General features: G+C 51.2%; 17 protein-coding genes. 10 read left to right on the top strand and 7 right to left on the bottom strand.

Annotated features, from left to right (window positions below; all coding sequences use genetic code 11):
* The first annotated feature begins 7 nt into the window (after window positions 1-7).
* Together pnpS and EDM21_RS15550 are read left to right on the top strand one after the other, a co-directional pair.
* Window positions 8-1,807, top strand: coding sequence for a two-component system histidine kinase PnpS (pnpS, locus tag EDM21_RS15545; RefSeq protein ID WP_157336841.1), 1,800 nt, complete (start codon window positions 8-10; stop codon window positions 1,805-1,807).
* A 123-nt stretch (window positions 1,808-1,930) separates the two neighbouring features.
* Window positions 1,931-2,653: a response regulator transcription factor gene (locus EDM21_RS15550; protein ID WP_157336843.1), complete on the top strand. Its 723-nt coding sequence runs from the start codon at window positions 1,931-1,933 to the stop codon at window positions 2,651-2,653.
* Between the two features lie 191 nt (window positions 2,654-2,844).
* Here EDM21_RS15550 and EDM21_RS15555 read toward each other — a convergent pair whose 3' ends face one another.
* Entirely contained in the window at window positions 2,845-3,714 is an 870-nt protein-coding gene (locus EDM21_RS15555; RefSeq protein WP_166542036.1) for a helix-turn-helix domain-containing protein, read from the bottom strand.
* A 206-nt stretch (window positions 3,715-3,920) separates the two neighbouring features.
* Here EDM21_RS15555 and EDM21_RS15560 point away from each other — a divergent pair, with 206 nt between their 5' ends.
* Both EDM21_RS15560 and EDM21_RS15565 read left to right on the top strand, forming a co-directional pair.
* Window positions 3,921-5,012, top strand: a complete 1,092-nt coding sequence (locus EDM21_RS15560) for a Gfo/Idh/MocA family protein (protein ID WP_157336847.1) — start codon at window positions 3,921-3,923, stop codon at window positions 5,010-5,012.
* A 314-nt stretch (window positions 5,013-5,326) separates the two neighbouring features.
* Entirely contained in the window at window positions 5,327-5,761 is a 435-nt protein-coding gene (locus EDM21_RS15565; RefSeq protein ID WP_157336849.1) for a hypothetical protein, read from the top strand.
* 368 nt (window positions 5,762-6,129) lie between these two features.
* Here EDM21_RS15565 and cydS read toward each other — a convergent pair whose 3' ends face one another.
* The 6 genes from cydS to EDM21_RS15590 form a co-directional block, all read right to left on the bottom strand.
* A complete protein-coding gene (cydS, locus tag EDM21_RS24615; protein WP_166542037.1) occupies window positions 6,130-6,276 on the bottom strand; it encodes a cytochrome bd oxidase small subunit CydS in 147 nt (48 codons plus the stop codon).
* A gap of 6 nt (window positions 6,277-6,282) precedes the next feature.
* Window positions 6,283-7,308 (bottom strand): cytochrome d ubiquinol oxidase subunit II, encoded by a 1,026-nt coding sequence (locus EDM21_RS15570; protein ID WP_157336851.1) that lies wholly within the window; start codon window positions 7,306-7,308, stop codon window positions 6,283-6,285.
* Window positions 7,305-8,660 (bottom strand): cytochrome ubiquinol oxidase subunit I, encoded by a 1,356-nt coding sequence (locus tag EDM21_RS15575; RefSeq protein ID WP_157336853.1) that lies wholly within the window; start codon window positions 8,658-8,660, stop codon window positions 7,305-7,307. The genes EDM21_RS15570 and EDM21_RS15575 overlap by 4 nt, the downstream gene beginning before the upstream one ends.
* A gap of 522 nt (window positions 8,661-9,182) precedes the next feature.
* Complete coding sequence (locus tag EDM21_RS15580; RefSeq protein WP_235918214.1) at window positions 9,183-11,354, bottom strand: sensor domain-containing protein; 2,172 nt, start codon at window positions 11,352-11,354, stop codon at window positions 9,183-9,185.
* Window positions 11,355-11,748: 394 nt separating this feature from the next.
* Window positions 11,749-13,560: a histidine kinase gene (locus EDM21_RS15585; protein ID WP_157336855.1), complete on the bottom strand. Its 1,812-nt coding sequence runs from the start codon at window positions 13,558-13,560 to the stop codon at window positions 11,749-11,751.
* 5 nt (window positions 13,561-13,565) lie between these two features.
* Window positions 13,566-15,221, bottom strand: coding sequence for a response regulator transcription factor (locus tag EDM21_RS15590; protein ID WP_157336857.1), 1,656 nt, complete (start codon window positions 15,219-15,221; stop codon window positions 13,566-13,568).
* A gap of 208 nt (window positions 15,222-15,429) precedes the next feature.
* Between EDM21_RS15590 and EDM21_RS15595 the strand changes: the two genes are divergently transcribed.
* The 6 genes from EDM21_RS15595 (at window position 15,430) to EDM21_RS15620 (ending at window position 20,650) form a co-directional block, all read left to right on the top strand.
* A complete protein-coding gene (locus tag EDM21_RS15595; protein WP_235918215.1) occupies window positions 15,430-16,797 on the top strand; it encodes an ABC transporter substrate-binding protein in 1,368 nt (455 codons plus the stop codon).
* Between the two features lie 76 nt (window positions 16,798-16,873).
* Window positions 16,874-17,770: a carbohydrate ABC transporter permease gene (locus EDM21_RS15600; protein WP_157336859.1), complete on the top strand. Its 897-nt coding sequence runs from the start codon at window positions 16,874-16,876 to the stop codon at window positions 17,768-17,770.
* A gap of 11 nt (window positions 17,771-17,781) precedes the next feature.
* The gene (locus tag EDM21_RS15605; protein ID WP_157336861.1) at window positions 17,782-18,663 is read left to right on the top strand and encodes a carbohydrate ABC transporter permease; all 882 of its coding nucleotides are present in this window, start codon (window positions 17,782-17,784) and stop codon (window positions 18,661-18,663) included.
* Between the two features lie 120 nt (window positions 18,664-18,783).
* The gene (locus EDM21_RS15610; RefSeq protein WP_157336863.1) at window positions 18,784-19,710 is read left to right on the top strand and encodes a dihydrodipicolinate synthase family protein; all 927 of its coding nucleotides are present in this window, start codon (window positions 18,784-18,786) and stop codon (window positions 19,708-19,710) included.
* Between the two features lie 52 nt (window positions 19,711-19,762).
* Complete coding sequence (locus EDM21_RS15615) at window positions 19,763-20,446, top strand: N-acetylmannosamine-6-phosphate 2-epimerase (RefSeq protein ID WP_157336865.1); 684 nt, start codon at window positions 19,763-19,765, stop codon at window positions 20,444-20,446.
* Window positions 20,447-20,455: 9 nt separating this feature from the next.
* The gene (locus EDM21_RS15620; protein ID WP_157336867.1) at window positions 20,456-20,650 is read left to right on the top strand and encodes a hypothetical protein; all 195 of its coding nucleotides are present in this window, start codon (window positions 20,456-20,458) and stop codon (window positions 20,648-20,650) included.
* Window positions 20,651-20,744 lie beyond the last annotated feature (94 nt).

Genomic DNA, 20,744 nt, shown 5'->3' on the forward strand with positions numbered 1-20,744 from the left:
AGTACCGATGCATAAATTTCGTGTCCGATTAACTGTTATTCTTATGATCATGATCGGAGGCTCCATGCTGATCGCCGGTGTGTTTATGGCGAAGCTGCTTGAGGACTCCCATATAAAAGAGCTGGAGAGCAACCTCGTACGCGAGCTTCGCGTCATGGAAACAATGGGCGACTGGAACCGTGCGGGTGAGGAAGAGTTCCTGATTCCTTATTACACGCAGCAGGCACAGCGACTGAAGCAATATACGGAAGCGCGTGTCACTTATATCCGGGAGGACGGTCAGGTTCTGGGAGATTCAGATGAGAATCCGGCAGAAATGGATAATCACATGAATCGGGCCGAAATCACTCAAGCTATGAAGGAAGGCGCGGGTTATACCATCCGTCACAGCAATACGCTGGAGCGGAATATGCTGTATGCGGCGATACCTGTAAAAGACGGCAGAGGTGAAGTGAGCGGATACCTGCGGCTTGCGATTAGTCTGGAGCAGGTGGAGCAGACACTCCGCCATCTGTGGCTGTTCCTGCTCACCGGACTGCTTATATTGTTCGCAGCAGCAGGCATAATCAGTTACCGGATTGCCAGAGGTTTGACGCGGCCGATTGAGAATATTACTCAAGTCGCTCAGCAGATTACGAACCGTAATTACAAAGCACGAGTCGAAACTCAAAGCCTGGATGAGGTTGGGCAGCTGGGCCAGGCGATTAACCGGATGGCGGACAGCCTGCAGATGCAGATGAACCGGATTCTGGAGCATGAGGGACGACTTAAAGGTGTCCTGGAGAATATGGGCAGCGGTATTCTGATGGTGGATAAGGATCAGCGGATCGTACTCGTAAACAGATCTGTTGAAGATATTCTGGGTTTCTCTTCGAGTGAACTGTACGGAAAGAAATATAATGAAGCCAAGCAGCAGTTCGAATTGACGAAGCTAATTCAGGAATGTATAGAAACGAATAAATATATCCGCGAAGAAAAGATTTTCTACTATCCGGTTGAGCGGATTCTGGAAATTAGTCTGAGCCCGATTCTGCAGGCGGGCGGGGAATGGTCGGGCGTGCTTGTCGTCCTGCACGACATTACCGCGATCCGCCGTCTGGAGCGGATGCGCAGCGAGTTTGTCGCGAATGTATCCCATGAGCTCAAGACGCCGATTGCAGCCGTAAAAGGCTTCTCCGAAACGCTGCTGGCGGGCGCACTTGACGACCGCGAGACCGCGAAGTCGTTCCTGCAAATTATTTTTGATGAGAGCGAACGGTTGAACAGACTGGTTGGGGATATTCTGGAATTATCCAAAATCGAGTCCAAACGCATCCCTCTCCAGCTGTCGCCTACGAGCCTGGATAGCATTATTGAAAAATCACTTCAAATGATGGAGTCAGAAGCGGCGAAGAAGAAGATATCCCTTTCCATGAGCGCAGAGGAGAATCTCTATCTGGAAGCGGACGAAGACCGGATCAGCCAGATTCTCATTAATCTCTTGGCCAATGGAATCAATTATACGCCGGAAGGCGGGACGGTATCGGTAAAGGCCGAGTCGATCGAGCATGAGGGCGGTATGGACGATGAACGTATCCGGATAAGCATTAAAGACAGCGGAATCGGGATACCGAGCAAGGATTTGCCGCGTATTTTCGAAAGATTCTACAGGGTGGATAAGGCAAGATCCCGCAGTTCAGGCGGAACCGGACTGGGCCTGTCGATTGTGAAGCATCTGGTCGATATGCATCAGGGTACGATCCGCGTGGAAAGCGAAGTCGGTTCCGGAACCGAATTTATTATCGAGCTGCCGGTCATCCATCCTTAGATGCGCGTGGTTTTTCCGGATAGTTTACATGGCCTTAATGATTTGTTTACATGAGATTTACATTTCACTGGTATGATTAGCTTACACTAGTCGTACAAGACGTTAAAAGGCGTGGGGGACACGATGTCACAAAAAATTTTGGTTATTGAAGATGAGCCTACACTCGCAAGGCTGCTTTCTTATAATTTGACTCAGGAAGGCTATGAAACCAAGGTGGTCGATCATGGCGGAGACGGTCTGCAGGCTGCTATGCAGCAGCCTTATGATCTGATCATTCTGGACATCATGCTGCCAGGATTGAATGGGTTTGAAGTACTGTCCAAGCTGAGACAGAAAGGCAACGTGACGCCGGTTGTCATTCTGACGGCCCGCAACGCGGAGGAAGAAGTCGTTCAAGGTCTGAAGCATGGCGCAGACGATTATATTACGAAGCCGTTCGGAGTTGCGGAGCTGCTTGCCAGGGTTGCCGCCGTCTTAAGGCGCACACATACGGATGAACCCGGCAGCGAGGGCAAGAAATCAACGGACAAGGTCATTTCGTTCGGAGATCTTCAGATTTTTCCTGAAAAATATGAAGTGTATCTCGGAGAAGAATCGATCCCGCTTCGTCCGAAGGAGTTCGAGGTGCTGCTGTATCTTGTCCAGCGTCCCGGCGTTGTCGTCACTCGCGATGATCTGATGAACATCGTATGGGGGTTTGATTATATCGGCGGCCAGCGGACGGTGGACGTGCATGTCAGTTCGCTCCGCAAGAAGCTGGAGATGAACCAGCAGTCGGTACAGATCGAATCGATCCGTGGAGTAGGCTATAAGCTGGTTGCCCAGCAGGTTCGCCGGTCCCTTTAACGATTCATACGAACAGGACAGGATTCCGTATTGGAGAGCCCGGTTGAAACGGAAGAGCCCGGCCGAATTCGGCCGGGCTTTTTTATATAGATATCCTCAACAAGCAAGGGGTGCGGACAGGGCAGAGGCCGGCGGCGTAGGCGAGAACCGAGAAGCTGTCTGTCTGGGAATGACAGAAGATTTCAAAGGGACTAGCGGTTCCATTCCAGCATTTTTTTGCGAAATTCATGCGGGGAGCATTGATTCACTTTCTTAAAGGTTTTATAGAAGTGCGCCATATTCGACATGCCGATTTGTTCGCCGACCTGCGCGACGCTGATATCCTGGGTGAGGAGGATTTTCTCCGCCCGCTTAATTTTCTTGGAATTCACGTAATCCATGAAAGAAATGCCGAGTACTTTCTTGAAGTATTTGACAAAATAGTAGTAGGAGATATTCGCGGCTCTGCTGGCCTCCTCCACGTATACTTTGCCGTCGATATTGCGGTCGATATATTCGAATACGGGCTTCAGCCTGACGAGATCGGTGCTGCTGCCATAATTAAGAAGTCTCTCCGTATCTCCGCGCAGCAGGGTAAGTACGATCCGTTTGATCAGAATACTGACGGCAATTTCGTAGCCGACCTGCTTATTTTTCCACTCCATGTGGATGTCCTTGATGTACGAGAAGATTTCAGCCCGGATGGCCGGATTATCCCGGAAGATATAATTAAGCTTGCTGAGCGCAGATTGAGTCTCTGAGAAATATCGGAGATAGGCAATCCCGCTTTCGTCAAAATAATGCTCCAGATCAAACTGAAATACGTAGTAGACCAAGGGGGAACTGGATGCCGATCGGTCACGGTGCAGCTCTGAAGAGCCGATAAGGAGAACATCGCCTGCCGTCATGCGGACAACCTCGTGTTCAAGGTAGACTTCCAGTTCTCCCTCGACGACAGCCAGCATCTCGACCTCCTTGTGGTAGTGCCACTGCCCCAGCAATTCAGTCTCCCTGCGGGACTGAAAAACCCGCATAGCCAAAAAAGGGTTTTCATAGTTAATTTGTTCGTTATAGATTTCCACCGACTGGACCCCCGAATGCCAAAATTGCATATAAGTATCGCCAGATTCGTAATTTTCTTTTGGCGTTGTATCTTCTATACTTTATTGTAGTACGTTCGAGAGGACAGGGGAAGCCGATAAATTTTAGAACGCGCGTACATTTCGAATGCCGATCCTGTCTGCTCCTATCTACATACCTTTGTCAACCATTTTAAGGAGGAACTGCAATGTCACAAAAGTACCGGATCGGAATTATCGGATGCGGAGGAATTGCTAACGCGAAACACCTTCCAAGTCTGGCCAAACTGCCTAACGTTGAATTGGCTGCATTTTGCGATGTCATCCTTGAACGGGCAGAAAACGCAAAGAAACAATACGGCTCCGGAGATGCTTGCGTGTACCAGGATTACCGTGAACTGCTAAAGGATTCCTCCCTTGATATAGTCCATGTTTGTACACCAAACGATTCTCATGCGGATATTACGATTGCGGCTCTTGAAGCAGATAAGCACGTGATGTGCGAGAAGCCGATGGCGAAGACATCTGTCGATGCCCGCCGGATGGTAGAAGCTGCAAAACGTACGGGTAAAAAGCTTACGATCGGTTACAACAACCGGTTCCGCTCGGATTCCCAATATCTGAAAAGACTTTGCCAGGACGGCGAACTGGGTGAGGTTTACTTCGCCAAGGCCCACGCGGTCCGCCGCCGCGCCGTACCGACTTGGGGCGTGTTCCTGGATGAAGAGAAGCAAGGCGGAGGCCCGCTGATCGATATCGGTACTCACGCGCTGGATCTGACGCTGTGGATGATGGATAACTACAAACCCAAAGTCGTTCTGGGTACGGCTTACCATAAGCTGTCCCACCGCGCAGATGCAGCTAACGCTTTTGGACCTTGGGATCCGGCTAAATTTACGGTCGAAGATTCCGCTTTCGGAATGATTACCATGGAGAACGGCGCAACGATCATGCTGGAGTCCAGCTGGGCTCTGAACACGCTGGAGGTGGACGAAGCGAAATGCACACTGAGCGGAACAGAAGGCGGAGCGGACATGAAAAACGGTCTGCGCATTAACGGCGAGAAGAACAGCCGTCTCTACACGCAGAACATCGAACTGTCCAGCGGCGGTGTTGCATTCTACGAAGGTGATACGGATAACGCGCCGGATCTTGAGATGCGTCTATGGATTGACGCCATCGAGAACGACAAGGACCCTGTCGTTACACCGGAGCAGGCGCTTGTCGTATCGGAGATTCTGGAAGCGATCTACGAATCCTCCAAAACAGGCAAAGCCGTGTATTTGAACGAAGATAAATAAGCGGAGTATCCCAGGGAAATTGCTTCTCCAGGGACGGTTCCCTTTCTTTGAAACATAGCTAAAAGACAGCAAGCTGTCGTTGGCAATCCGCCGGCGTCAGCTTGTTTTTTGTTGTTTTGGGTATGTAATTATTCGCATGAAACCGGTAATACCGCTAAAATATTTATTTGTGTGAAAGGAGTTTTTGTATATAATTACCGTTAGAAACTATAAATTGTAGTATAGGCATAGAGAAAATATAAATTGTTTTTTGATTTTTTTTGTTGTGATTTCGATTTATTTTAAACGTTCGTGTTAAGAAAGCAGGGACATAAATGAAGAAAATTTTCTTATGTGTATTTGCTGCTTTTTTATTAATTTTATTGTTATTTTATAGGTATAATCAGTCGCAAATAACGACTATTAAATTTCATGAGAATATTTCAATAGAGAATGTAAGAATGGTGACAGTCGTGCATAAAGGAAAGGAAACAGAAATTCGTGATACGAATTTCATTTCTGAATGTTTACTTACATTAAGAAATTCTATTCAATTGGAAAAAAAGCCGAGTGATGACCGATGGGACCTTCTTGTTGAAATAGAAACAAATAATAATGGGGAATCATTGCATTTGTATTTTAAATTGCTGACCATGGAAGAGGGGTATTTTAACTATAATAACAGCGGAGAATATTATTCTATCCATAACAATAATAAATTAAAAATGATAAAAAAATTGGAGGAAAAAGGAGTGTTATTGTTTGACTAGAATAATTATATTATAAAAATATAGCAATAAAAAAAACGGTGCCGGCAGCATCGTCTTTCGTGTAAAGCACAAAGTCCGTTTCCTTCCCCGGAAGCGGGCTTTTCTTATTCGATTAGTTGAAACGGTGATACGATAAAGCGGATAACTTAGACGTTATCGGCTTCGGTTTCTTCGAACGGCTCGCGGTCCTCATCATAATACATTTATGCTCGCACCTCCTTGAACGATTAAGTTGGCTGCTGATACTATTATACCCGAGGATTGTTATCGGAATATGAAATCAGCGCCATGTATATGTTACCCCGTGATAAAAAAATGAACCGGACTTGTTGAAGTCCGGTTCATGGGAATTGGTGGAAGCGGAGTGACTAAGGCTTCTTCATAGCCCGTTCGCGCTGTGGCGTATCTTCGCCAGGCTCTGTGACTTCCCGCGCCCTGGGCGACCACAGGAATACAAACAGCAGGGAAAGCCCCACGACAATGGGCGGTGCGTACGTAATCAGGAAATAGTCCATCGGTATTCATCCTTTCTTCTTGGATTTGCCCTGCACATATTCCGCATCGAACAGGAAGAGCCTCATGAGCAGGATCAGGGAAGGAACCAGAATGAGTAAGCCTGCGATAAAAGCGGTCACGAGCGCTGTACCCATCGTCTGATTCGTGAAGTTCTCGTGGATGGAGATGTACGGATACAGAATGTACGGAAGATGGGAAGCCCCGTAGCCGAAGAAAGCAAAGCCAAACTGCAGCATGACGGCCACGAAGGCTAGGCCGAGGTTACGTTTCTTCCACACGCTGTATACGGCAACCAGGAAGAAAAGGAGCGAGAGAATGAACATCCACGACAGATCCAGCATATTGGCAAAATGCTCCGGATTGTGCTTGGCTATGGCGAAGAACGCAAGCATACTCGCCAGAATGGTCGGAATGCTCCAGAAGAGCGCGTAGCCGCGGACGATTTCGAATGCCGCCTCGTCGCGGGCCTTGTGCGCATAGTACGACAGGAACATGGCTGAGATATACAAGACGCTCACTATGGCCAGCAGAACGACAGACCAGGTGTAGACACTCCCGAACAAGGCGTTCCAGTCGAGTGTAATTGTGCCCGCATTCTCCACAATGATCCCGCCTTCCGATATGGCAAGAACAGTCGATAAGGCGGCCGGAATCAGCAGTCCCGTAGCTCCGTAGATCAGCATGTACCACTTGTTGTCCTTGGAGCCGTACGTGCTGAACGCATAATACGAGCCGCGGAAGGCGAGCAGAATTAATGCGATCGATCCGGGGACAAGCAGCGCTGTCCCGTAATAGCGGGCGGTTTCCGGGAAGAAGCCGACGAGTCCGATGTAGAAGAAGATCAGAAAGACGTTCGTCACTTCCCACACCGGAGACAAGTAGCGCTCGATAATCCGGTGTGTGATGTTCTTGCTGCCGCTGATGACGGAATAATAGCTGAAAAATCCGGCCCCGAAATCAATGGAAGCGACAATGAGATAACCGAACAGAAAAATCCAGAGTACCGTGATGCCAAGCAGTTCTATACTCATTTAAGCGGCCCCCTTTTCTCCAGAACACCGAAGGCGATGAGTTCATCTGCCACATCGTTGTTGCGGAACAGCTTGGAGAGCACTTTCACGGCGGTGAAAGCAAGGATCAGGTAGAGCAGGCAGAACAGCAGCAGCATCTTATCGACGTGCATAGAGGTGGTCGCGGCATCGGCTACCTTCATGTAGCCGCGCAGAATCCACGGCTGCCGGCCGACCTCGGCATAGAACCAGCCGAGCCAGATGCCGAGCATGGACAGCGGCCCGCACGCAACGATCGTCCGCAGCAGCCAGCGCGGCAAGGGCTTGGCGGCCCGTTTGCGGCGGCTCATCCACATGTATACGAGCGCTGCCAAGATCGTGAACGAACCGATGGCTACCATGCCGTCGAAGAAATAGTGCACGTACAGCGGCGGCTCCAGCTCATCGTCGATCTGATCGAGCCCCTTCACCTCGTAGCCGGGCGTGCTTCCTGCAAGTATGCTGAGGGCGTAAGGAATTTTGATCGCATATTTGACTTCGTTGTCTTCGGTCAGGATACCGCCGAACAGAAGCGGAGCCTTCTCCTGCGTCTCGAAGTGCCATTCGGCTGCGGCCAATTTCTCCGGCTGGTATTCCGCAAGGAATTTACCGGACAAGTCGCCGATGGCCGCAGTGGCGAGCGCGAAGACGAGACCGGCCGTCATGGTCAGCTTCAGCGCCTTCTTGGCGTAGAGCCGGTCGCCCTTGCGCCGCAGCAGCGAGAAGGCCGCGATCGCCGCGAGAATAAAGGCACTGGTCATATAGGAAGAGGCCAGTACGTGTGACACCTTGGTCGGTGTCGACGGGTTGAACATGGCCGCGAGGGGATCAACGTTCGTGATGACGCCGTTCTCCAGGGTGAATCCCTGCGGTGTATTCATAAACGCGTTCACTGTGGTGATGAAAAAAGCGGAAGCCGAAGCTCCAATGGCAACGGGTATAAGCAGCATCAAGTGTCTTTTCGGCTTGAAGCGGTCCCATGTATATAAATAAATGCCGAGGAAAATTGCCTCTACGAAGAAAGCGAAGGTCTCCATAAAGAGCGGAAGCGCAATGGCCTGCCCCGCAATTTCCATGAAACTCGGCCACAGCAGACTGAGCTGGAGGCCGATAGCCGTGCCGGTCACCACACCGATGGCAACGGTAATGACGAATCCCCGGGCCCAGCGGCGGGCCAGCAGAGAGTAGTAGCGGTCATTGCGCCGGATTCCCGTCCATTCCGCCAAGGCGATCATAACGGGAACGCCGACACCGATCGTTGCAAAAATGATATGGAATGCCAGTGTCAGCTCCGTCAGATAACGGCTGTACAGCACCGGATCATAATCGAACATAATAGTGTCAACTCCTCATGGTAGTACTTTAGTAGAATACGCAGGCTGGATGAGGCATCCGTGCAGCCAATGCAGCGGGCTGCTTTCAATCGCAGGACTCGTCATCTCAGCCGATACTGTTTGGTAACGTTAGCTGAATAGTCTTCTGAGAAAAGAGATCAGCATGATCGCAGCCACTGCGAACATCAGAATCATGAGATTCTTCTCGTGCTTTTTGAATGGAGTCATTGTCATCGCCTTCCCCCTTGGTTCATACGAGAACAGAATTTGGATGGAAATAAAAAAACCTTCTAACACTAGAATACATCTTGTATGTGATTATTTTCACAATATATGTGATGGATCGTTGACAAACGGGTGAAGAAAGCTTGAATAAACCTTGACAACAATTTGACAGCTGCGAATAAGGAAGCTGTTCGTGTTTCAGGGCCGATAACAGGCATACAAAAAAAGGAGCAGGAGCTCCCTTTCTATCAGTAGCTTATTCAAATTAGGAATCAGGCACGCCGTATGTAAAGCCCGTCACGTCAGCTGATTTTTGCCGGTGGAGGCAAACTTCATGGGTGAATGAAGCTGAAGAGAATGGACCGGCAGCGGCCGGCTGAAGAAGTAACCTTGTCCTTCGTTGCACTTTTCTTCGATCAGATACTCCCACTGGACTTCATTCTCAATGCCTTCCGCGACGACGTTCATGTTCAGGCTGTGAGCCAGCGAGATGATAGCGGATGCGATCCGTTTGCCGTTCAAGTCACGATTGATATCATCAATAAAGCTGCGATCGATTTTGACCTTATCGAACGGGTACTGCCGCAGATAGCTCAAAGAGGTATACCCGGTGCCGAAATCATCAATGGAGATAAAAACCCCCGCCTGCTTCAGCTTCATTAAGCTTTCATTGATTAATTCCACATCATCGAGCAAGATGCTTTCGGTAATTTCAAGCTCCAGCCATTTGGAAGCGAGATTCGTCGTACCGAGGATTTCAATGACGGAATCCACGAACTTCTCATGCTGCAGCTGTTTGGTCGAAATGTTCACGGCTACCTTAAAAGGCGGCACATCGGAATCCTGCCAAAGCTTGGCCTGCTGGCAGGCGGTGTGCAGAACCCAGGAGCCGATGGTAATAATCTGCCCGCTTTCTTCCGCAACAGGGATAAAGTCACTTGGCGGAACAAGCCCGAGTTCGGGATGCTTCCAGCGGATGAGCGCTTCCATGGCTGTAATCTGCTCGGTTTTCAAATCAATGATGGGCTGATAAAAAAGTTCCAGTTCATTCTTTTCAATCGCGAATTTGAGATCGCGCTCAATTGTCAGTTTGTAGGACGCGTTCTGATCCATTTCTTCCGAATAAATCGTATATCTCGTTTTACGGAATTTTTTGGTGTAATACATAGCGGTATCGGCATTGCGGATGAGTTCATGCACGGTATTCTCCCGTCCTTTGCCGAAGGCGATCCCAATGCTCGCCGTAACGGTTACCGAGTGACCCTCAACCTGAAAGGGCTCTGCCAGCAGGTCGATAATCGCTTCGGCAGTCTGCTGGGCTTCTTCTCTGCATGTTTCGGGTACAAGGATGGTGAATTCATCGCCGGCCAGGCGGCTGAACGTATCTGTCGGTTTCAGCACTTGCGAGAGCCGCGCCGCCACCATTTTGAGAAACTCATCCCCCAGGTGATGGCCTAACGAATCATTAATGAGCTTGAAACGGTCCAGATCGAGGAACAAGACGGCAAACTGTTTGCGGTCTTCTTTGGAATAATTCATTAACTGCCCCAGCCGGTCCTCGAACAGCTTCCGGTTCGGAAGGCCCGTAAGCGGATCATAGAAAGCGAATTGTTCCATCTGCTTATCATACAGAATCCGCTGGGTAATATCTCGGGCCAGTCCGTATGTACCCGTGATTACACCGCCTACTTTCATTGGAAAATGGGTGGCGTTCAGGTGAATAGGCGTGCCGTCCTTCTTGGTGATCACAAGATCCCCGCTGCTCGGTATGCCGTTCTTCGCATCATTGAAATGTTTGATCGCTTCGGGCAGATCCTCGGGGTGGATGAGGGGAGCAAATGACATGTTCAGCAATTCTTCTGTCGTGTAGCCGGTAATTACTTCACTTGCGGGATTCGCACTGAGAAAATTCCCCTCGTCATCGAAGGAGAAGATGGCATCCGGGCTGTTGTAGAAAAGAGATTTGTACTGCTCGCTGCTCTCCAGGAGCTTCTGCTGCGTCAGTACCCGCTCGGTTATATCGATCACACTCCCGAACAAGACCGTTCTTCCTTCTATCTCCGCGGCCGAGGCATGAATTTCGGTATAGAGCAGACTGCCGTCCTTGTGGAACTTCCGCAGTGTATACTGCTCGCCCGCCGGTTCGCCTGCTCTCCGGCTCTTTATTCTTTGCTGGATCATCGCAAAATCATCCGGATGAATGATCTGCTCCAGCGTTACACTTCCGTCGGTCAATTCCGGTGCCGTATATCCGAGTAATTTGGAATAATAACTGTTTACATAATTGTAGTGCTTTCCTTGCAGAATATAAATCCCGATCGGTGCATTATTAAAAAGAGTCTGGAACAAGGTTTGATAAAAGGGAAGCAGCGATTGATTGTTATCGGTTATCATGGACATTTGATTTAAAAAATAGCGTAAAGAATCAGAATCGGTGTCAGGTGTACTCGTCTTCTCTGTGGTTCCCATTCAAAACAACTCCCAGATAGAGATGGTAAAGAGAATATTAAATCCTTATTTTCTTTTTATCGGATATTTCTGCAGAAATAATGACTGTTTATAGGTCTAAAGTCGTAAAAATCTTTGAATCATTCCATTTCAATAAAAAACCATAGTCGTGGGAACCGATAAGTAAGGGAGTGTGATCTTTTTGCGAATAATTGGCAAATAGGTGTCTGTCCTAGTTCGGCTGGAGCATGAAAGAGATAAGCTGCAATAGAAGGTAAATAGAATAGCAGCGGTCACTTGTGTTCTGAGCACAAGTGACCGCTGCTATTTAATGGTATTCGGAAACGAGCGTTCCTATGTATGTAAACGAAAGGCCCGCATAAGCATAGATGCTGACAAGGTGCTGTCCTTCGGCTTACTGTCCGCCCGGCAGCCGGATGCTGACCGCCGTACCTTCACCGTGGGTGCTGTCCACCGTCAGACCGTAAGCTTCGCCGAAGTAGAAGTGGATGCGGTCGTGTACGTTTTTGATCCCGATGTGCCGCTGATCCAGCGTGTCCGAAGGCAGCTTCAGCCGCTCGCGCAGCTTCTCCAGCTCGTCGGCACTCATGCCCGCCCCGTCATCCCGGACGGTGATGACCAGTTCTTGACCGGAAAGCGTGGCGCCGATCTCGAGCAGCCCCGGACCGGATTTGCGTTCCAGTCCGTGGACGATGGCGTTCTCGACCAGCGGTTGGAGCGAGAAATGCATCACTTCCGCGGATTCGCTTCCCGGGTCCAGATTTTCGACGTACCGGATTTTGTCGCCGAAGCGCATCTGCTGAACCGTGACATAGAGGCGGATGTGATCCAACTCCTCCCGCAGAGTAACGGTTTCTTTGCCGGTCTGGATATGAATGCGGAACAGCTTGCCGAGGATGCCTACCATTTCCGAGATGTCCCGCTGACCGTTGATAACGGCTTTCATTTGAATCGTTTCCAGGGCGTTGGCGAGAAAATGGGGATTGATCTGGCTTTTCAGCGCTCCGTATTGGGCGATTTTTTGCTGGGCTTTCGCCATGGAAGAACGCTCGATATAATTTTGGAGTTCTTCCACCATTTTATGAATCCCCTGATAAAGCACCCCGAATTCATCCTGACGCCTGCTGCTCAGATTCACATCGAAGCGGCCCATGCCGACGAGCTTAACCTGGCGGGTAAGTTTGATGATCGGCTTCGTGACGCGGTTGTACAGCAGGATCATGAACAGTACGGCAGTCCCGAGCGAAGCGAGAGCCAGCCCCAGAATGAGGTTGCCGAGCAGACCGGCGGGCTTTGTCATTTCTTTTTCCTCGATGGATTGAATGACCTTCCAGTCCGAATAAGGCGACGTGAGGAAATGAATGTACGATTTTTTGCCCGAAATAGGCGCGTAAAAGCTGCCCGTGCGTTCTTTCAGAACGGTTTCGATTATTCCGGTGTCCAGCTTGTAGACGCTGCTTGGGTCCATCTGGTTGTTGGCGGAGGAATAAACGATCCCCCCGTCGCTGTCGATGATGACAAAGTTGCGCATGCTCGTCTCTGAAAGTTTCAAAATCTCCCGCAGCGAATCCAGGCGGATGTCCACCAGCATGACGCCGAGCTGCTGCTTGCTTCCGACCTTGTTAATAACCCGGGCGATGGAGATGACGGGCTCGTGCACGTTCTTCCGGTGAAACGGGGGATGGGTGCCGAACAGCACGACCCCGCCGTTATGCTGGAGGGTCTGGATGTACCACGGCTCCTTCGTAAAATCACCAGAGGTATAATCGGCCCGGTTAAAATCGGCGGAGTAGAAAACGCGGTTTCCCGCATAAATGCGGATGCTGTCCACGTTCTTGATCGTCATTTCGATTGAGCTGATAAACGTTTCGATTACGCTCCGGTACTGGAATTGCATATCTTGACTGTTTTCTTCCTGATGGTAGGTGTAGTTTTCCAGGGCGTTCTGAAGCTGGGCGTCGAGTTGGGCGTTGAGCGTCCCTTTCTCAATACTCTGCAAATACTGGTCGATATTAAAGGAAAGGTTGTTCAGGATCAGGTTGGAGCTCGTCTGATACTCCGTCTTCACGGCTTTGAAGGAAAACATATATATGATTCCCGACATGATCAGAAGCGGCAGGGTAACGGTCAAGATCATGAGCAGGAAAATCTGGTGATTCACATGCCTCATACGGGTAAACTTCACGTTCGGCTTTCTTAACTTCACGGCACTCACAACCCTATTTGTTTTCGGTAATCGGTCGGTGTCAGGCGGGTAATCTTCTTGAAGGTTTTAACGAAATGTTTATAGCTCTTGTATCCGCACAGATGGCAGACGTCCGTCACCAGATACTCGGGCTTTTGCAGGCAGTCCATCGCATGGGAAATACGGATTTCGGACACGAACGTCATATAATTTTTGTTTAATTTGAGCTTGAACAGCCGGCTGAGATAGGAAGGATTGTAGAAAAATTGGTCCGCCACCATCTGCAAAGTCACATCTTGATCGAGATGCTGCCGGATATAAGTTTCGATCTGTTTGAAAATAATCCCGTTGCCGGGACCGTTCGTCTGCGATGACTCTTGGTAGACGCTGCTTAGGTGCAGCATCCACCCGCTCATCCAGTCCAGAAGTCCCTTCAGCGTCCGAAAATCGTCCACGCAGCTCAACTTGAGGAGCTTGTCGCTATAGACGCCTTCGACGGGAATATCGTGTTTGTGGGCGAAGCGCAGCGTGACGGACACGATATCCTGCAGAAAGCCGAGCAGGCTGCCGTAAGCGGCTCCCGGCGTGTCCAGCAGTTTCTCCCGGGCAAGCCTCGCCAAAAGCAGCTTGATCGGCTCGGCGCCGCCGGTCTCAAGGCCGCGCTCGAGCTCGGCCTTGTCCGGGCCGCTGAGCCGGACGAGCGGGTCTGAGTCGCTATCCGCCGGAAGAGAGGCTGGCCTGCCGGCTTCCAGGAGCTGCCGCTCGGGATGGAAAAAGCGCAGGTACAGCGCTTTCTCCGCCTGCCGGAGGGAAGAGCCCGCTGCGGCCGGGTCAGACGAGCGGCTGCCGAGCGCCGCGTAGAAAGTGGCCTGATCGGTGCCTGACTGGCCGAAGAGTCCGCTTACCCTTGAGACGTCCGGGCCGGAAATTGCGTTCCCGGTCAAGGAGGGACTCGTACTCTCTTCCAGGCATGCAAGCGCATACATTTTGGCGTGATCAAAATACGTCAGGACCTGGACCCGATCGGCATCGTTGTAGCAGCAGCGGATGAGCTCCGACGCCAGCTTCTCCGCCTGGTTTCTGAGACGCCCCCGTGCCAGGTAGCTCAGAGGCTGCTGCGTAAACCACGTGACGACAAAGGGCAGGTATGTATACGATGCGCCGTCCAGTCCGTACGAGGATAGCGGGATCTCTCCGGGAACGGGTTCCTCCAGGAGAAGCTTCACAAGCTGGCTGCGCTTCAGCTTTATCGTTTCCCGGGCCTCCGTTTCGAGCAGATTTTGCTGAACGCGCGCCGCTTTTCTCTGCTTCAGTGTCTCCAGGCATTCCATCAAGATCGACAGGCTTTCGTCGTACTCCAAAGGTTTGAGAAGGAACGCGTGAACACTGCCGAGCCGTATGGCCTTCTGAGCGTAGGCGAAATCGTTATATCCCGTTAAAATAATAAAAACGGTATCCGGGAGCTCTGAGCGCAGTTCTTCGACCATTTGAAGGCCGTCCATTTCCGGCATGCGGATGTCCGTAATGACGATGTCGGGCCGTTCGCCAAGCGCTGTGCGGAAGCCTTGTTTGCCGTTTTCCGCTTCCAATATGGTTTCGACTCCAAGTTCCTGCCAGGCAAAATAATGTTTGAGCCCCGCGCGAATGAGAGGCTCGTCTTCGACAATCATCAATTTGTACATAGATGTCCTCCGGAAGTGTTGTCATGCTGATAGTTAGATGTAAAACTAGTATACTAAACACCGGACATAGAGGACAGGTTTAAATCCCAACAGGTCAAAATACGCCCATGAAAGTAAAATCTAAGGGATTATGCAGCGCCGCGATATGTTCTATGCTTAACACAGGAAATGAAAGCGATTCATTTTTAACTATAGAGGGGGATAAGAAATGAGAACTTGGAAAAAAGGACTCATGACCGCAGCGAGCATTGCCCTGATCGGGACACAACTGGCTGCTTGCGGAAGTGATCAGACTAAACAAAATGAAAGCGCTTCACCTAATCAGTCTTCATCCAAACCGGTAGAGATTACCTGGTGGAACTTCCCGAATTTCCAGCCGCTGGACGGTGAAGTGGGTAAGTACGAGAAACAGATTATCGCTGCTTTTAATAAAAAATATCCCGATATCAAAGTGAATCTGGAAATGATTACGTACGAAGGCGGACCGCAAAAGCTCAACGTGGCGATTGCTTCCAACACCGCTCCCGACGTGATTTATGACGCTCCGGGACGCATTATCGACTGGGGCAAGAAAAATTTACTGGCTCCGCTAAACGATATGGTGTCCGAAGAAGTGAAGAAAGACATTTCTCCGGCGCTCTGGAAGCAGTCGATGGTCGGGGATCAGATTTATATGTACCCGGTTAACACGGCTCCTTTCATGATGGCGGTCAACAAAAGCGTGTTCGATAAAATTGGCGCGGCGGATCTGCTCCCGCTTGATCGTCCCGACCGTACGTGGACGGTGGCCGAATACGAGAAGGCGCTGCAAGCGGTTAAAGAAAAAGCGCCGGAAATCATTCCGTCGGGCTTCTACGCGAAAAGCACAGCAGGCGATCAGGGAACGCGCGCTTACATCGCCAACATGGGCGTATCCAGATTCCTGAGTGAGGACAACAGCAAAGCCGCGATCAACACCGACAATGCGGCCCAAGCTCTCGACTGGATCGTAAAAGGCAGCAAAGACAAGCTTGTCGTTCCGGGTGCGGTTTCCCTTGCGGCAGCCGACGTGAACGATCTGTTCCTGCAAGGCAAGCTTGCGTTTACGATCAACTACTCCGCCGTGCTGAAGGCTCAGAACGAGCCGAACAAGAAGGTGAAGTTCGATGACGTGCTGCTTCCGTTCCCGACACTCGACGGCTCTAAGCCCAAGTTGGAACCGTATCTCGGCGGAATGGCTATTTTCAACAACGGGGATAAAGCTAAAATTGAAGCCGGCAAAAAGCTGATCGATTTCATCGCGAACGATCCTGAGACGGCAAAGAAAAACCTTATCCAGACGGGCGGCTTGTCCGCACGTACATCGGTCACGGGGCTGTACGACAATTCGGAATACAAATACGCGGAGCTTGCCCGTAAATTTATTACCGATCCGCCGACGATTGCGGACGGATATGCCGAAATCCGCACGTTCTGGTTCCCTGAACTGCAGAAAGCTTTGTCGGGCCAAGCCACGGCCAAAGAAGCGCTGGACACTTTCGCCTCCAAAGCCAATGAGGCGATTACGAAAGCGAAGTCGCAGAGCAAGGCCAAGTAAACAAGCAAAGCGTGGGAGCGGGGTGCGCGTGTACTCCGCTCCTTTCACTAAACAACAGAGAAAGAAGGGATAGGGGATGGAAGCAGCAGTTCGCAAATCCAGGAAAGCGGTGCGGCGCGATTGGCTGATGAGTTACCTGTTTTTACTGCCGGCGCTCGGGTTTTTCCTGCTCTTTGTGGCGTACCCGATGTTCAAGGGCGTATATATCAGCTTCTTTGATTATTCGCTGAGGCATTTCGAATTTACCGGACTGGATAATTACGTCTCTTTGCTCAAAAACGATACATTTCTCAAATCGATGAGAAATACGCTTCTGCTGGTCGTCATCGCGGTGCCGATCGTGATCGTGTTTTCGATTTTCGTAGCGGTGAACATTTACAAAATGAAAGAATTCTCCCGCTCTTTCTTCCGGGGGGTCTTTTATCTGCCGGCCGTATCTTCCGTCGTCAGCATCACCGTCGTCTGGGGCTGGATTTATCATCCGAACTACGGGATTTTGAACTACCTGACGGGTCTGGCCGGAGCAGAGCCTGTGTTCTGGTTGGGGGATACGCGTACCGCCCTGCTTGCGATTATTGCGGTGCTTATCACGACTTCGGTCGGGCAGCCGATTATTCTATACGTCGCGTCCCTGGGCAACATCCCGACTTCTTACATCGAAGCCGCTCAGATTGACCGGGCCACGCCTTGGCAGATTTTCCGCAAAATCATCTGGCCGATGCTGATGCCGACGAATTTGTACATCATCGTCATTACGACGATCAATACATTCCAGTGCTTCGCTCTCATTCAGCTGCTTACCGCAGGCGGTCCGGTTTACAGCACCTCTACCGTTATGTACGGCGTCTATGAACAGGCGTTTGTGCTCGGTAATTTCGGAATCGCTTCGGCGATGGGCATTTTGCTGGCGATCGTGATCGGAATCATCTCGGTCATCCAGTTCAAATTCTTCGGCAGCGATGTAGAGTACTAGGAGGGATACTTATGAACGCTTTACTTGATAGGAGTCCGGGGACTGTTGGCGCGGTCCGCAAAAAAAGCCGGCTAAAGGAGATATCGCCCGTTAAAGTATTCTCCTTCATCTTGCTGCTGCTGGCTACTGTGCTTTTTATTTTCCCCTTCTATTGGATTATCACCGGCGCGTTTAAAGTTCAGACCGTCGCGACCGCGATTCCGCCGGAGTGGTTTCCACTGAAACCGACCCTGCAGAACTGGACGGATTTGTTCAAAAATCCGGTCTGGCGCTGGACGTTCAACAGCTTTCTGATCGCCTTTTGCGAAATGATCGCGGTCTGTATGGTTTCATCGCTGGCCGGATATGTGCTCGCGAAAAAAGTGTTTCCGGGCCGCAAAATGATTTTCACGCTGTTCGTGGCCGCAATGGCGCTGCCCAAGCAGGTGATTCTCGTTCCCTTGTTCACCATGCTGGCTGACTTCGGCTGGGTGAATACGTACTGGGGCCTGATCCTGCCTGCAATCGGCTGGCCGTTCGGCGTCTTCCTCATGAAGCAGTTTGCGCAAACGATTCCGGGCGAATTGATGGAAGCGGCGAAAATGGACGGCTGCTCGGAGATCCGGCTGTTCGCCACGATTATTTTACCGCTGCTTAAACCGGCGCTCGGCGCCTTGGCTATTTTTACGTTTATCGCTTCGTGGAACGATTATTTCAGTCAGCTCATCATGACACGCTCCACTTCGATGATGACTCTCCCGCTTGGAATCGCGACGATGCAGGGCGAGTATACGACGAACTACGGGGTGATGATGGCGGGAGCGGCTCTTGCGTCGGTACCGATGATCGCGATTTTTCTCCTGTTCCAAAAATCGTTTACCCAGGGAATTACGATGGGCGCCGTAAAAGGATAGTCAGCGATCGCCGTTCTGAGTGGTTGGCGGGCAACAAATATCAAATAAAAAACATCTATTTGCTGTATTTAGGTGGAAATATTCATTATATTTTCTTGTATAAACGGAGGTTGTCCACAAATGAGAACGGTAGATTTGGATCGTTTCAGAGGCATCACGATCGCCATGTATTCCTGCTACGATGAACAGGGAGAAGTTTCAACGGAAGCGGCCCGCATGCTGGCCCGGCATTATGCGAACACGGGCGTCAGCGGGTTGTACGTCGGAGGCAGCTCTGGTGAAGGTATGCTGCAATCGGTAGAGGAGCGTAAAAAAATGCTGGAAGCGGTCATTGCCGAAGTCGGGCGGGAGCTCACCGTTATCGCCCATATCGGAGCGCCGTCCACGCGTGACAGCGTTGCGCTTGCCAAGCATGCGGAGGAAGCGGGGGCACATGCGGTATCCGCCGTCCCGGCCATCTATTACCGTCTGCCTGAGGCAAGTGTGGAGCATCACTGGCAGTCGATTGTAGACAGCACGCTACTACCTTTTATCATCTACCATATCCCGCAGACGACGGGCTTCCATTTGTCAAAGGCGCTTTTGACCCGGCTAATTCGCCAGGACAAAATTATCGGGGTGAAAATTTCCGCCGAAAGCACGTTCGAGCTTCAACAATTCAAGGCGGCGGGCGGAGATGACATTCTCGTGTTAAACGGACCGGACGAGCAGTATCTGGCGGGACGGAGTATCGGAGCGGACGGCGGAATCGGCGGAACGTACGGGGTTATGCCGGAGCTTTTCCTCGAAATCGAGAACTGCTTCCAGGAAGGCAAGCTGGAGGAAGCGCAGAAATGGCAGTTTACCGTCAATGAGCTGATCGCCGAACTGCTGACGTTCCCTTCCCTGTACGGGGCTTGCAAAGCGGTCTTGAAGCTGCGCGGACTCGACTCCGGCGAGCCGAGACTGCCTCTGCTGCCGGTACGTGAAACGGACATGGAGCGGGTGCGGGCACTGAACGATAAAATACTGGACTGCATAGCCCGGGCGGAAGCTTCGCGCAAGTAACGGCAGGGGAGTACGCGCCAGTGACGGAGACGGTTATAGAGGAGCGAATGAGATGAATACACACGAAATTTTTCCTGCCAGAGGTCTGATCGTATCCTGCCAGGCTTTGGAGGACGAGCCGCTGCACGGCGGCGACACCATGGCCAAAATGGCCAGGGCGGCCGTACGTTCCGGTGCGATCGGCATCCGGACCAACGGCGCCCACGATATTGCGGCGATCAAACAAGAGGTGGATGTGCCCGTAATCGGTCTCATCAAGCGGGATATTCCCGGCTCCGACATATTTATCACGCCGACACTGGAGGAAGTGGAAGCCATCGTGGAGGCGGGAGCCGACATTGTGGCGCTGGATGTGACTGGCCGGGAAGACCGGCTGGAGCGGGTAAAACCGCTCATTGAATATGCTCATTCGAAGGGCAGACTCGTAATGGCGGATATTTCTACGCTGGAAGAAGGGCTTGCAGCCGAAAGCCTGGGCGTCGACTTCATCGGGACCACTCTTTCCGGCTATACCCCTTACAGTCCCCAGCAGGAAGAACCGGATTTCGAGCTGCTGCGGGGACTGTGCTCCCGTGCGAAGGTGCCCGTCATTGCCGAGGGGCGCATCTGGACGCCCGCTGATGCGGCCCGGGCGCTGGAAACCGGAGCATCCTACGTGGTCGTGGGCAGTGCGATTACTCGTCCGCAGCTGATTGTCGCCCGCTATGTGGATGCGATCGGCAGCCGCTTGTCTTAAGGAGGGCTTGTGGCGGCCGGCCGTCCCGGCCATCGCCGGCAGGCTTGCCGTGCGCCACACGCTGCCCCCTGCGCAGTGAATCCCGCATTGATCTTCGTACCTCCCATATCGACGGAGGGCGCGACGCTGGTCGGGTTCGAGATTTACCCATGGGACGGGAAATATTTGTGCAGCACATCCAATAACACTTCATTCGTCAGGTAGTAGATGCCCGGCTGCGGAGCGTGTGTTCCAAGCGGTCGAGTCCCTCACAGCCTTTCAAGCAGCAGATAAGCCTTCAAACCCCATAGCTGTGGGT

The sequence above is a fragment of the Paenibacillus lutrae genome (assembly GCF_009757775.1).
In the GTDB taxonomy this organism is placed as follows: Bacteria; Bacillota; Bacilli; order Paenibacillales; family NBRC-103111; genus Paenibacillus_F; species Paenibacillus_F lutrae.